This window comes from Reinekea forsetii (genome assembly GCF_002795845.1).
Lineage (GTDB): Bacteria > Pseudomonadota > Gammaproteobacteria > Pseudomonadales > Natronospirillaceae > Reinekea > Reinekea forsetii.
In genome coordinates, this window is sequence record NZ_CP011797.1 from 188,803 (window position 1) to 201,910 (window position 13,108).

The 13,108-nt window shown below is 51.2% G+C and carries 13 protein-coding genes; 12 read left to right on the plus strand and 1 reads right to left on the minus strand.

What is annotated here, in order from left to right; genetic code table 11:
• Position 1: 1 nt before the first annotated feature.
• The 12 genes from REIFOR_RS00980 to REIFOR_RS01035 all read left to right on the plus strand — a co-directional run bounded on the left by REIFOR_RS00980 (position 2) and on the right by REIFOR_RS01035 (position 10,379).
• The gene (locus tag REIFOR_RS00980) at positions 2-886 is read left to right on the plus strand and encodes a ParB/RepB/Spo0J family partition protein (RefSeq protein WP_100255787.1); all 885 of its coding nucleotides are present in this window, start codon (positions 2-4) and stop codon (positions 884-886) included.
• 177 nt (positions 887-1,063) lie between these two features.
• On the plus strand, positions 1,064-1,492 hold the full coding sequence (locus REIFOR_RS00985; RefSeq protein ID WP_100255788.1) for an ATP synthase subunit I: 429 nt from the start codon (positions 1,064-1,066) through the stop codon (positions 1,490-1,492).
• A gap of 33 nt (positions 1,493-1,525) precedes the next feature.
• Positions 1,526-2,413, plus strand: a complete 888-nt coding sequence (gene atpB / locus REIFOR_RS00990; protein WP_100255789.1) for a F0F1 ATP synthase subunit A — start codon at positions 1,526-1,528, stop codon at positions 2,411-2,413.
• 83 nt (positions 2,414-2,496) lie between these two features.
• Positions 2,497-2,733, plus strand: coding sequence for a F0F1 ATP synthase subunit C (atpE, locus tag REIFOR_RS00995; RefSeq protein ID WP_100255790.1), 237 nt, complete (start codon positions 2,497-2,499; stop codon positions 2,731-2,733).
• 46 nt (positions 2,734-2,779) lie between these two features.
• On the plus strand, positions 2,780-3,250 hold the full coding sequence (locus REIFOR_RS01000; protein WP_100255791.1) for a F0F1 ATP synthase subunit B: 471 nt from the start codon (positions 2,780-2,782) through the stop codon (positions 3,248-3,250).
• Between the two features lie 11 nt (positions 3,251-3,261).
• On the plus strand, positions 3,262-3,798 hold the full coding sequence (locus REIFOR_RS01005) for a F0F1 ATP synthase subunit delta (RefSeq protein WP_100255792.1): 537 nt from the start codon (positions 3,262-3,264) through the stop codon (positions 3,796-3,798).
• A 13-nt stretch (positions 3,799-3,811) separates the two neighbouring features.
• Entirely contained in the window at positions 3,812-5,356 is a 1,545-nt protein-coding gene (gene atpA / locus REIFOR_RS01010) for a F0F1 ATP synthase subunit alpha (RefSeq protein ID WP_100255793.1), read from the plus strand.
• 43 nt (positions 5,357-5,399) lie between these two features.
• Complete coding sequence (atpG, locus tag REIFOR_RS01015) at positions 5,400-6,266, plus strand: F0F1 ATP synthase subunit gamma (protein WP_100255794.1); 867 nt, start codon at positions 5,400-5,402, stop codon at positions 6,264-6,266.
• Positions 6,267-6,287: 21 nt separating this feature from the next.
• A complete protein-coding gene (atpD, locus tag REIFOR_RS01020) occupies positions 6,288-7,688 on the plus strand; it encodes a F0F1 ATP synthase subunit beta (RefSeq protein WP_100255795.1) in 1,401 nt (466 codons plus the stop codon).
• A 23-nt stretch (positions 7,689-7,711) separates the two neighbouring features.
• Entirely contained in the window at positions 7,712-8,137 is a 426-nt protein-coding gene (locus tag REIFOR_RS01025) for a F0F1 ATP synthase subunit epsilon (RefSeq protein WP_100255796.1), read from the plus strand.
• A 232-nt stretch (positions 8,138-8,369) separates the two neighbouring features.
• Positions 8,370-9,380, plus strand: a complete 1,011-nt coding sequence (fbp, locus tag REIFOR_RS01030) for a class 1 fructose-bisphosphatase (RefSeq protein ID WP_100255797.1) — start codon at positions 8,370-8,372, stop codon at positions 9,378-9,380.
• A gap of 69 nt (positions 9,381-9,449) precedes the next feature.
• On the plus strand, positions 9,450-10,379 hold the full coding sequence (locus REIFOR_RS01035; RefSeq protein ID WP_100255798.1) for a DMT family transporter: 930 nt from the start codon (positions 9,450-9,452) through the stop codon (positions 10,377-10,379).
• On the opposite strand, the gene REIFOR_RS01040 is transcribed toward REIFOR_RS01035, so the two are convergent.
• Positions 10,376-13,000, minus strand: a complete 2,625-nt coding sequence (locus REIFOR_RS01040; protein WP_100255799.1) for a bifunctional diguanylate cyclase/phosphodiesterase — start codon at positions 12,998-13,000, stop codon at positions 10,376-10,378. The two genes, REIFOR_RS01035 and REIFOR_RS01040, sit on opposite strands and share 4 nt — an antisense overlap.
• Between the last annotated feature and the right edge of the window lie 108 nt (positions 13,001-13,108).

The following is a 13,108-nucleotide window of genomic DNA, read 5'->3' on the forward strand; positions in this document are numbered from 1 at the left end:
GATGTCGATGAAAAAGAAAGGCTTGGGGCGGAACTTTGGCTCCCTGATTACCACGCACACTGAAGTTCAGGAACTGGCCGACAAGCCGCTCGATCGGGTCGAGGAGGGTTCCTTGCGCCACTTGCCGATTGAATGGCTGCAGCGCGGCATTTATCAGCCCCGGCGCGACATAGCCGATGAGGGGTTGGAGGAATTGGCCAATTCGATTCGCGCCCAGGGCGTAATGCAGCCCGTCGTCGTGCGGCCCTTGGGGCCGGAATCGTTTGAGTTAATTGCTGGCGAACGGCGCTGGCGCGCTGCCCAGTTGGTCGGTTTGGACACCATTCCGGCGGTGATCCGCGATGTGGCCGACGAAGACGCCATTGCAATGGCCCTGATCGAAAATATCCAGCGCGAGAATCTCAATCCGATCGAAGAAGCCTTTGCCTTGCAGCGGTTGCAAAAAGAATTTGAACTGACCCAGGCTGAGGTGGCCGAGGCCATCGGTAAGTCCCGAGTAACGGTAACCAACCTGCTGCGTTTGATCAGTCTTGAGGCTGAGGTTAAGCAAATGCTCGAGCGCGGCGATCTGGAAATGGGCCATGCCCGAGCCCTTTTGGGCCTGTCCGGCCGCGCCCAAGTCGATTCCGCGCGCCAAGTTGTCGCCAAGGGCTTGACCGTGCGCCAGACTGAGCAGCTGGTCCGGACGTTGAATCAGCCGAATAAGGTTAACCTGCCACGCGATAGTATTCGCCAAGACGTCAATATTCAGCGTCTGGAAGAAAGCTTGGCCAAGCGCCTCGGTGCTGCCGTGCAGATCAAGCACGGCGCCGCTGGTAAGGGTTCGCTAACAATTAAATACACTAGCTTGGATGAGTTGGACGGCATTCTGGCGCACGTAAAATGATCTCGGCGGCACCAGTTTTGAGCTTGGGGTGTTCCGTTAGGATGGTGAGTTGATTCATATCATTTTACGATACTTAGTATTAGGTGAGTCGGTTTGGTTGAAGCTATGCCATTAACCCCATATACTCACCAGCGATTTTAAGAACTCGTTATCGGGTTAGAATAAAAAATAGGAAAGATGCCTTACTTTAAAGCACGCACCGCCGCCAAACTGGCACGGCCCGCCACAGCATCTATTGCGGTCGTGCAACTGATGGCTGTGCTCCCGATTGGCCTTATACTAGCTCTGTGGGCACCGCAGCTGAGTGTTGCGGTCGTGTTGGGTGGCAGTATCAGTATCGTCGGTCAGTGTTATTATAATTTTCGGGCGTTGCGCTACTTTGGCAGCCCGCACATTGGTCAAGTGGTCGCAGCGACTAAGACGGCCATGGTAGGTAAATGGGCTATTATCATCGGTTTTAGTCTGGCCTGCGTAATACGCTGGCCAGATTTAAACGCAGGGATTCTGTACCTGAGTCTATTTATTAGTCATACCCTGGGTGCGCTCTTGCTACCCCTGTTAGTGGCAAACAAGTTACCATTTTTAGTTAAAAAAACGTCCTACTAGGGCATTGAATACGAATTAAGGGGCTTAGGCTTTATGGCGACTAACGAAGGCGGCTACGCAAGTTCCGCTGAATATATTGAACACCACCTGACGAACTTGACCTACGGTCATATTCCGGATGGTGCCACGCTGTGTGATGGTAGCATTGCCGGTCAAGCCTATTGGGGCTTCGCGCACTGTACCCAAGAATCTGCCGCAATGGGCTTTAACGCCATTAATGTGGACAGCATGGCGTGGTCTATCGGTTTGGGTCTGTTATTTCTCTTTACTTTCTGGCGCGTGGGCAAGAATGCCACCGCAGAGGTCCCGACCGGCATGCAGAACGCGGTAGAATCCGTGATCGAATTTGTCGAAACCACGGTTAACGACATTTTTCATGTGCGTAATCCGCTGATTGCACCCCTGGCCTTGACCGTGTTCTGCTGGGTCTTGCTGTCCAATCTGATGGATATCCTACCGGTCGACCTGATTCCGACGATACTCAACAAGGTCTTCGGTATTGGCTTCCAGAAAATTGTGCCATCGACCGATCCGAACATTACCCTCGGTACTGCGGTGTTTGTCTTTATTATGATGCTGTTCTACTCAATCAAGATAAAGGGCTGGGGCTTCCTCAGAGAGCTAACCTTGCAGCCTTTTAATCACTGGGCCTTTATCCCCTTCAATGTGTTTATCGAAGTGGTTGGACTGCTGGCGAAACCCTTTTCACTGGGTTTGCGTCTGTTCGGTAACCTCTATGCCGCTGAAATAATTTTTATCCTAATCGCTTTGATGTTTGGCGGCGGGTTTGCTATTGCGATATTAGGTGGCGTGCTGCAATTGAGCTGGGCGTTCTTTCATATTCTAGTGATACCGCTACAAGCGTTTATCTTTATGGTTCTGACGATCGTATACCTCAGTCAGGCGCATGAAGATCACTAACGATTTCGCCTGGGTTTTCCGGGCAACCTGGGTTCTACCCTTTTAATTAACAAACTTAAATAGAAATACAATAGGAGAAGTACATGGAATTATTAGTATTAGTATACGTCGCAGCAGGCTTAATGGTTGGTCTTGGTGCTATCGGTGCAGCAATTGGCATGGGTACACTGGGTGGTAAATTACTCGAAGCTACCGGTCGTCAACCTGAGTTGGGTCCGATGTTGCAGACTAAGTTCTTCATCGTTGCAGGCCTAATCGACGCAATCCCAATCATTGGTGTTGGTATCGCGATGTATCTGATCTTCGTTGTAGGTGCTTAAGTCAGTTGAAAGACTGTTTTTCATTAACTTATAACGAGGTGATGGCGTGAATTTTAACGCAACATTTATCGGCCAAATCGTCGTCTTCGCTATATTCGTCTATCTTTGCGCGAAATTTGTATGGCCGCCAATATTGGCTGTGATGCATGAGCGTCAGACGAATATTGCTAATGGCCTAGACGCGGCGGCACGAGCAGCGAAAGATTTGGAACTTGCTCAAGACAGCGCGGTTAAAAAGCTCCGTGAAGCAAAAGACGCGGCGGCTGAGCTGATTGATCAAGCCAATCGACGCGCGGCAACTATTGTCGATGAAGCGAAAGTGGAAGCCGGTGCTGAAGCTAAACGCATTATCGCTGGTGCCGTGTCCGATGTCGAAAAAGAACGCAACGTGGCGCGTGAAGAATTGCGCACCAAGGTTGCCGCCTTAACTTTAGCCGGTGCAGAAAAAATCCTGCAGTCTGAAGTCGATGAAAAGAAACATAGCGAATTGCTGGATAAGTTGGCAGCTACGCTGTAAGAGGAGGGATTATGGCAGAATTAAGTACGCTCGCCCGCCCTTACGCGAAGGCTGCGTTTTCAGCCGCAGTCGAGGGTGGCTCTACTGCCGCCTGGTCGATTGGGTTGGAGACGCTCGCGATGATTACAGAAACCGAAGCGGTCACTGAGCTTTTGCTCAGCCCTTCGGTCAACGCATTGGATAAAGCGAAAACCATGGCGTCTATCGCTGGTGATCTATGCAATGAAGGAACGTCCAATTTACTGGTAGTTTTATCAGAAAATGAACGTTTTGCCTTGTTACCAGAAATTAGTGCGCAATTTGAACTGCTCAAAGCTGAGCATGATAAAAGCGCAGACGTCGTCGTAACCAGTGCATTCGCACTCAGCGACGCACAGCAAAATACATTAGCAGTAAAGTTGTCGGCCAAATTGGACCGAGCAGTGACTTTGACTGTTAATGTTGATTCGGCACTCATTGGTGGTGTCATAATTAGAGCTGGCGATTTAGTTATTGATGATTCCGTACGCGGTAAATTATCAAAACTCGCTGAAGCCATGAATTCCTAATGAGGGAAAATACATGCAGCATCTGAATCCTTCAGAAATTAGTGACATTATTAAAGAGCGTATCGCGAAACTGGATACCAGCTCGAAAGCACAAAATGAAGGTACCATCGTCGGCGTTTCTGACGGTATCGTACGTATTCACGGGCTAGCCGAAGTAATGTACGGCGAAATGATCGAATTTGAGGGCGGCGTCTACGGTATGGCGCTTAACCTTGAGCAAGACTCGGTTGGTGCCGTGGTGTTAGGGGATTACAAAACCCTAGCCGAAGGCCAGACCTGTAAATGTACCGGCCGAATTCTGGAAGTCCCTGTTGGACCAGAGATGTTGGGTCGAGTCGTTGATGCCTTGGGTAACCCTATCGACGGCAAAGGCGCGATTAACGCTAAGATGACCGATGCGATTGAAAAAGTAGCACCTGGTGTTATTGCTCGTCAATCAGTCGATCAGCCGGTTCAGACCGGTTATAAAGCCGTTGATGCGATGGTACCAATTGGTCGTGGTCAGCGTGAATTGATCATTGGTGACCGTCAAACGGGTAAGACCGCAATGGCGATCGATGCAATTCTGGCGCAGAAAAATGCCGGCATTAAGTGCGTCTATGTTGCCATCGGTCAGAAGCGTTCAACCATTGCCAACGTCGTGCGCAAGCTCGAAGAACATGGCGCTATGGTTTATACCACTATCGTGGTGGCATCTGCCTCTGAACCCGCATCGATGCAGTTTATTGCACCGTACGCCGGCTGTTCAATGGGTGAATACTTCCGTGATCGCGGTGAAGATGCGTTGATCATCTACGACGATCTGTCCAAGCAAGCCGTTGCTTATCGCCAAATCTCTTTGCTGCTGCGTCGTCCACCAGGCCGTGAAGCCTATCCTGGCGACGTGTTCTATTTGCATTCCCGGTTGTTGGAACGCGCATCGCGCGTAAACGCCGAGTATGTTGAAGATTTCACTAAGGGTGCTGTGAAAGGCCAGACTGGTTCCTTAACCGCTCTGCCGATCATCGAAACCCAAGGTGGTGACGTGTCAGCATTCGTACCAACCAACGTGATTTCTATCACCGATGGCCAGATCTTTTTGGAAACCGATTTGTTCAACGCAGGTATTCGTCCTGCCATGAACGCCGGTATCTCGGTGTCACGTGTAGGTGGTGCGGCACAGACAAAAATTATCAAGAAGCTGTCCGGTGGTATTCGTACCGCACTGGCTCAGTATCGTGAACTGGCGGCTTTTTCTCAGTTCGCATCTGACCTGGATGATGCAACCAAAGCTCAATTGGAGCACGGTGCGCGCGTAACGGAATTGATGAAACAGAATCAATACGCACCGCTTAGTGTTGCCGAGATGTCCGTATCTGTATACGCGGCAAACGAAGGCTATTTAAAAGCCCTCACCGTCGCTCAGGTGCTGCCGTTTGAAGCTGCATTGCACAGTTATATGAACAGCGTACACGCGGATGTAATGAAGACTGTTAACGAGTCGGGCGCGTGGAACGATGAGATTTCCGGCACCTTTAAAGCCGCGTTGGTTAAGTTCAACGCGACTCAAAGCTGGTAATTGAATTGGCCGCGCAAGCGGCCACATAACTGGGGCTTATGCTATGGCAATCGGTAAAGAGATACGAACGCAGATAAATAGCATTAATAATACGCGCAAGATTACCTCGGCCATGCAACTTGTTGCGGCCAGTAAAATGCGTAAAGCTCAGGATCGTATGTTAACCAGCCAACCCTATGCACTGAAGATTCGTGCGGTGATTGGCCATTTAGCGAATGCGAATGCTGAGTTTAAACATGCTTATCTGCAGGAACGTGAAGTAAAGCGCGTCGGCTATATTGTCGTGTCCAGCGACCGGGGCCTGTGTGGTGGACTGAACGCTAACCTGTTCAGGGCTGTCATGAAAGACTCTGCCGATCTGGAATCTGCTGGTGTTAGTGCGCAGATTTGTGCGATTGGCAGCAAGGGTTCAGGCTTTTTTAAAGCTCGAGGCTACGATCTGGCAGCATCAATTATCCACGTCGGTGATAAGCCGGTGGCAGCGGATTTAATTGGTGGCGTCAAAGTCATGATTGACGATTTTGGATCCGGCAAAATTGACCAACTGTTTGTTGTTTATAATCAGTTCGTTAATACCATGGTTCAAAAGCCAATGATCGAGCAGTTGCTACCATTGGTCGCGACCGACGACGGCACCAAACGGAAATTTGCTTGGGATTATCTGTACGAACCCGATGCCGAAGTTCTGCTAAACGGTTTACTTGCGCGCTTCATCGAAGCCCAGGTATATCAAGGCGTGGTTGAAAACAGCGCATGTGAGCAAGCATCACGGATGTTGGCAATGAAAAGCGCCACGGATAACGCCGGTGATCTTATCGATAACCTGAAACTTGAGTATAACAAGGCGCGTCAAGCTGCGATTACCCAAGAAATTTCTGAAATTGTTGGCGGCGCTGCGGCGGTTCAATAACGGTTTATAAGAGGACATAACATGAGTAGCGGACGTATTACGCAAATCATTGGTGCCGTTGTTGACGTGGAATTTCCACGTGTCAACGTGCCTAAGGTTTACGACGCACTAATAATTGATGCCAACGGCATCACGCTCGAAGTTCAACAGCAGTTGGGTGACGGGGTCGTACGAACTATTGCCATGGGTGCTACTGAAGGTCTGCGTCGCGGTCTGGAAGTGAGCAACACTGGCAAAGGTATTTCAGTTCCCGTGGGTGTTGCCACTCTCGGTCGTATTATGGACGTTTTGGGTAACCCCATCGACGAACGTGGCGCGATTCTGACTGAAGATCGTTCAGAGATTCACCGGGACGCACCGTCCTATGCCGAACAATCCCAGTCTCAAGACATTCTCGAGACCGGCATTAAGGTAATCGACTTGATTTGCCCGTTTGCCAAGGGTGGTAAGGTTGGTTTGTTTGGTGGTGCCGGTGTTGGTAAAACGGTCAACATGTTGGAACTGATCAACAACATTGCAACTCAGCATTCCGGTTTATCTGTGTTTGCTGGTGTGGGTGAACGTACTCGTGAAGGTAACGATTTTTACCACGAGATGTCCGAAGCGGGTGTTATTCAGCTGGCCAACCTACCTGACTCCAAAGTGGCGATGGTATATGGCCAGATGAATGAGCCACCGGGTAACCGACTGCGCGTTGCATTGACGGGTTTAACCATGGCGGAACGTTTCCGTGATGAAGGCCGTGATGTCTTGTTTTTCGTCGACAACATCTATCGCTACACCCTTGCGGGCACCGAAGTATCGGCGCTGCTAGGTCGTATGCCGTCTGCCGTGGGCTACCAGCCAACGCTGGCCGAAGAGATGGGTGTACTGCAAGAACGTATCACCTCGACCAAAGACGGTTCCATTACGTCGGTCCAGGCCGTATATGTTCCTGCGGATGACTTGACCGATCCGTCACCGGCGACCACCTTTGCTCACTTGGATGCAACGGTCGTTTTGAGCCGTGATATTGCATCGTTGGGTATCTACCCAGCGGTTGATCCGCTTGGTTCTACCTCGCGTCAGCTCGATCCACTGGTTATCGGTCATGAACATTATGACGTTGCTCGTGGTGTGCAAGGCGTACTGCAAGGTTATAAAGAACTGAAAGATATCATTGCGATCCTGGGTATGGACGAATTGTCGGAAGAAGACAAGTTGACCGTAAGCCGAGCCCGTAAGATTGAAAAATATCTGTCTCAGCCATTCCACGTTGCCGAAATCTTCACCGGTGCACCGGGGAAATATGTATCATTGAAAGAAACTATCCGAGGCTTTAAGGGCATTTTGGACGGTGAATTCGATCACATTGCCGAGCAGGATTTTTATATGAAAGGTTCTATTGATGAAGTTGTCGCGGCTCATACTGCACGCAGCTAATCAACACCGGAGGTAAGATCGTTATGGCTATAACAGTACATTGCGACATCGTCAGCGCCGAAGAGAAGGTTTTTTCGGGCCTAGTCGAGCTCCTGGTGTGTGTCGGTGAAGGCGGCGAGCTGGGTGTAAGACCCGGTCATGCACCTTTGTTGACCCGGTTAAAGCCGGGTCCGGTTCACTTGGTTAAACAGGACGGCAGTAAAGAGTTTGTCTATGTTGAGGGCGGATTTCTTGAAGTGCAGCCGAACCTAGTGACCGTATTGGCAGACAGTGCTGTGCGGGCGGACGATATTGATGAAGCCGCTGCGCAACAGGCCAAAGACGCCGCCGAACGAGAGATCGGCGACAAGGTCGCGAACAGGGAGCTAACCGAAGTAGGAGTGCAATTGGCCAGAGCTATGGGCAAGTTGCGCACGCTGAAAGAAGCTCGCAAAGCAATGGGCCGCTAGATTGCGCCACCCATGTTGAAAACGACCCAATGGGTCGTTTTTTTTTATCTAAAGTAAAAGGCCGGACCCAGGGCGCGTTAGACGCAACGTCCAGGCCGCTTCGATGCATGTGATGGACCGTCTTCGCCACACAGCTTTTGCTCTAAGCATCGAAGTGTTTATGCACCACCGCAGGTCGCACAAACCATAATAAAACTACAACCCTCAGCCAGCAGACTAGACAGGACAGACTATGACAATTACTAAAACTCTCGGTGAGTTTATTATTGAAAAGCAGGCTGAATACCCGGACGCCACGGGCGAGCTATCCGCCATATTCGCAGCGCTGCGCCTTGCTGCTAAGATTGTACATCGTGAAATTAATAAGGCTGGGCTGGCGAATTTCAGCGGTTCCGCCGGAAGCGAAAACATCCAGGGTGAGACTCAACAAAAGCTCGATGTCTACGCCAACGACCGCTTCAAGGCAGCCCTGTCGGCGCGCGGCGTGGTCTGTGGCCTTGCCTCAGAAGAAGACGATGAGTATGTGCGTTTTGATGACAGCCTTAATCAGCAGAGCAAATATGTGGTGTTGATCGACCCAGTTGATGGATCGTCCAATATCGATGTTAACGTCTCGGTCGGGACTATATTTTCTGTCTACCGCCGAGTGTCCGAGATCGGCACCCCAGTTGAAAGCGAAGATTTCTTGCAACCCGGAATTGCCCAGGCCGCTGCTGGCTACGTGATCTATGGTTCCTCGACTATGCTGGTGTTCAGCACCGGGAACGGTGTACATGGCTTTACCTATGACTCAAGCTTGGGTATCTTTTGCCTTTCTCATCCCAACATGACCTTTCCCGACCACGGCCAGATCTATTCGGTCAATGAGGGCAATTACGTTCATTTCCATGACGGTGTTAAACAATACATTAAGTACTGCCAAGTCGAAGACAAAAAGACCGACAGGCCTTATAGCAGCCGATATATAGGCTCATTGGTATCAGATTTTCACCGTAATTTGATAATGGGTGGAATTTTCCTCTATCCAGCCTCGTCTCTGCACCCACTGGGCAAGCTGCGTTTGCTGTATGAGTGTAATCCGATGGCCTTCTTAGCGGAGCAGGCGGGCGGTGTGGCCATTTCCGGCCCAGACGCTCGCGTGCTGGACATCAACCCGACTGAACTCCACCAACGGGTACCGTTTTTCGTGGGCTCAAAACATATGGTAAAAAAATTAGAGCGTTTTTTACGAGAGTTTTCCTGACTGGTACCTTAGTTGAATCGACAGGCAAGGCGCGCTGCTCCATACTGCTCTTTTTGAGGTGGATCTGCCGTGCGTCATTCTGTTCTTTTAGCCGCCCTCTTAGGGGCTACTTCTAGTCTATTTTGGGCGGGCAATGCCATTGTCGGCAAGGTGGTGGTTGCCACGCTGCCGGCCTTTACCCTGTCTCAGTTCCGCTGGGCCTTAGCCTTCGTCCTCTTGGCGCCCTTCGGTCTGCCTCGAATTTACCGGCAATGGCATTGGTATCGTCAACATTTGCCGCGCTTAAGTCTGCTCGCATTACTCAGTGTCGGTTTCTATAACACCTTGCAATATTGGGCATTGGAATACACCGAGCCAGTAAAGGTCGGTGCCATGTTGGCTCTAATGCCACTGTCTATTGCGGTGGTGTCGGGTTTTCTGGGCGGCCGAAAGTTGAGCGGGCTGGAGTGGCTGACCTCTATCGTTGCGGTGTTCGGTGCCGTGGTAGTGGTCAGCAATGGCCAGTGGTCGGTGTTTTTCAGTCAGCAACGCGGTTGGCTCGGCGAACTATTGATGGTCTGTGCGGTGAGCAGCTGGGCATTTTATTCGGTGCTGTTAAAGCGCTTGCCCCACGCTGGGATTGAGCCTATCGGGCTGCTGACCTTTTTTGTCGGTGTCGGTTGCGTGTTGATCCTGCCCTTTTGGCTCTATGATGTACGCCACGAGGCGATCTTTGTGCCGCCACCGGAACTGTGGTGGTCGATAGCTTTTGTCGCAATCTTTCCATCGATTCTGTCTTTTATGTGCTGGAATAAGGCGGTCAGCCTGGCCGACCCGACTATCGCCGGATTAATGGTGACGACGGCACCGTTATTCAACGCGATGTTGTCCATGGCCTTTCTTAACGCGCACATTTCCTTGACCCAGTGGAGTGGTATCGCGATTGTGATTGTCGGTGTAGCCTCAACCCTGCTGCTGTCGCGCCGGCAAACCGTGGTGCCAGTCCCGGCCCCGGTTTAGGCGCGCTTGAAGCGCTCGAGCAGTTCCTCGATCGGTTTGGGTTTGAAAAAGTAATAGCCCTGCAATTCCTCACAATCCAGTGCCGACAGAAAGACTACCTGTTCGGCACTCTCTACGCCCTCGGCGACGACTCGTAAGCCCAAGGTATGGCCCATCTTCAAAATAGCCCGCACCAGCTCATCGGATTTGATCGAGGTACCAATCGCTCGAATAAAGGTGATATCGACCTTGAGTACATTGAGCGGCAACGATTGCAATATGCCTAAGTTGGAATAGCCGGTACCGAAGTCGTCCAGGGCAAACTTGAAACCCATGTTGCTCAGAGCCCGCATATTGTCCATCATCGCCTCGGATTCACTGCTGATTGAGTATTCGGTAATCTCCAACTCGAACTGACTGGCGCGCACCCCATATTGGCCGAGCAAGCCGGTTATCGTCGCCACCAGATGCAGATCTTCGAGCTGTTTCGGCGATAGGTTGATAGAAATGCTGAGGTTGTCGGGCAATTGATGCTGACTGTGCGCCATCATGGCAAAAACCTCTTCCAAGACCCAATAACCTATATCGGAAATCAGGGCGGTCTGTTCGGCGATCGGTATAAACTCACCTGGCGACACAATACCCATAACCGGATCCTGCCAGCGCAATAGTGCCTCCATGCTGTGCACATGACTGGGGTGGCCGCCCGATACCCTTGGTTGGTAGACAAGGCGGAAATAGTTGTTACGGATCGCGGCGGGTAAGGTAGACAGGATTTGTTGGCGCCGTTCGTTCTCTTTGGTCAGCCGAGGCGAGTAATAACGGTAATTGCCTCGGGCATGGGTTTTTGCCGAACTCAGCGCCGATTCGGCCATCTGCAGCAGTTGCTCATAGTCTTGTGCATCGTCGGGATACATCGATACGCCCATGGTCAGTTGGGGGTAGACATCAGCATCCAATTGGTAAGGTTCCTTAAGGCTATGTAATAATTTCTCAACAACTATTACCGATTGTTTATTTTTGTCTATATCGACCAGGGCAATGGCAAAGGTATCGCCTGAGAGCCGGGCGACACAGTCCGATTTACGCGAACCCAGAATTAGCCGTTGGGTAATCTGGATCAGCAACTCATCGCCGGCCAACTGACCGTGTTTTTCATTGACCGCGCGAAAATCATCGACGTTGATCAACAGCAGGGCCAGATGACTGTGGCGTCGAGCGCACACGGCAAGGTTCTTCTGAGTTAATTGTTTAAAGTAGTGACGGTTGGCAACACCGGTTAACGAATCGTTCGATTCAAGCTGGGCCACCTGCTCATCGCGTTTACGCAGATTGTGGATATCCCGGACATAACCGCTAAACCGTGTGGCATCGTTTTTTGCCAGTCGGTGCTCAAACCAACGAAACTGATCGCCAATCTTAACCCGATGCTCCAGACTCAGTTGGTCGCCATCGGCGCCCTTGAAGGCCCGAATTCTGCTCGTCGTCTTAGCTCGGTCATCCGGATGCAGCAGGGCGAGAAAATCGCTTACGGACATGTCGGCGGTTGGATAGTTCAACAGTTCCTGGAGCGGTTCACTGAGTTGAATTCGGTCGCCTTCATCGCGCCACCATGAGCCCATCTGGCCGAGTCGCTGAGCGGCCATAAGTTCGAACTCATTCTTTTGTAACGCCTTTCTCTGCTTTTCCCGCTGTAAAAAATTCAGGTGCTGCCAGCCTAGAACGAACGACAGACATAGCCAAACTGCAAACGCGCTGAGTCGGGTCACGGTATTGCTGCGGATGGCAATCTGATGCATTGCGGCCGAAGACATCGCCAGATTAATTTCAATAGCGTCGTATTTTAGGACGCGTTTAATGGGCACCGGGTCCGTATCGGACAAGCCGCCAACTAATGAATAGGTCTGACCCGCCCCGCGCACACTTACGGCCAGGCCGGTATCCGCTGCGCCGTCCTCTTCCAGCGCCAAGCGCAACCGATCGAGTGCCAGTACCCCGGAGATTAAGCGTTGGCCAGGCCCCGTCACCGGCTGAACGAAAATGATGCCCGGAAAGCCCTGAAGCAGCATAACCGGTCCGATCAAGGTGCTGGTTTGGGTCATGAGTGCGCTTCGATAATAGGGTCCTTGGCCCGGTACGGCGTTTAAATCAACTCCCAGCACCGCCTGGTTTGCGCTGTTGAGTGGGTAGACTTGGCGAACCACCAAGTTCGTGGATAGCGCCACATTGAGAAAAAGATTGCGCGGCTCCGGCAATAATTGCCTTAACCAGGAATGATAAATAACGCTCTCGATATCGGCTTGTTGGGCTGCGAGAACTGCAATTGAATTCAAGATGGCATCGTTATTAGTAAAAAATTGGCTCACGGTCTTTTCCGCCAAATCGAGGTCAGCGTTTAACGCCCGCAATGGCGCAGCTTGGGCCTTGCTTGCCAGGGCGCCTTCAAACCACTTTACAAAGGGCAACACGAGACAGGCGGCCATCAAGATTAGGCAAAGCGCTGTATTGCCGTTTCGTCTAAAAAAAACCCAGCCACAGCTGCCCAGTGCGAGCAACGCCAAGGTAGCCTCCTGCCAGACGGAATCGAGCCAGGGTATCGAGAATAGGCAGACCAAGGCCAAGCCGGTTAGCGCTCGGGTCATGGCGCTAATTCCGCCGCATGAGAACTGGTACTGAAGTTAATAATATTACACCTCAAGTCAGGATCTACGCAGTCTTAAACCTATTGAACGGCCGCGCACTTGGTTGAA

Coding starts and splice junctions, on each gene's coding strand:
- REIFOR_RS00980 (WP_100255787.1), top strand. CDS start 2: ATGTCGATGAAAAAGAAAGGCTTGGGGCGGAACTTTGGCTCCCTGATT.
- REIFOR_RS00985 (WP_100255788.1), top strand. CDS start 1,064: ATGCCTTACTTTAAAGCACGCACCGCCGCCAAACTGGCACGGCCCGCC.
- atpB (WP_100255789.1), top strand. CDS start 1,526: ATGGCGACTAACGAAGGCGGCTACGCAAGTTCCGCTGAATATATTGAA.
- atpE (WP_100255790.1), top strand. CDS start 2,497: ATGGAATTATTAGTATTAGTATACGTCGCAGCAGGCTTAATGGTTGGT.
- REIFOR_RS01005 (WP_100255792.1), top strand. CDS start 3,262: ATGGCAGAATTAAGTACGCTCGCCCGCCCTTACGCGAAGGCTGCGTTT.
- atpA (WP_100255793.1), top strand. CDS start 3,812: ATGCAGCATCTGAATCCTTCAGAAATTAGTGACATTATTAAAGAGCGT.
- atpG (WP_100255794.1), top strand. CDS start 5,400: ATGGCAATCGGTAAAGAGATACGAACGCAGATAAATAGCATTAATAAT.
- atpD (WP_100255795.1), top strand. CDS start 6,288: ATGAGTAGCGGACGTATTACGCAAATCATTGGTGCCGTTGTTGACGTG.
- REIFOR_RS01025 (WP_100255796.1), top strand. CDS start 7,712: ATGGCTATAACAGTACATTGCGACATCGTCAGCGCCGAAGAGAAGGTT.
- fbp (WP_100255797.1), top strand. CDS start 8,370: ATGACAATTACTAAAACTCTCGGTGAGTTTATTATTGAAAAGCAGGCT.
- REIFOR_RS01040 (WP_100255799.1), bottom strand. CDS start 13,000: ATGACCCGAGCGCTAACCGGCTTGGCCTTGGTCTGCCTATTCTCGATA.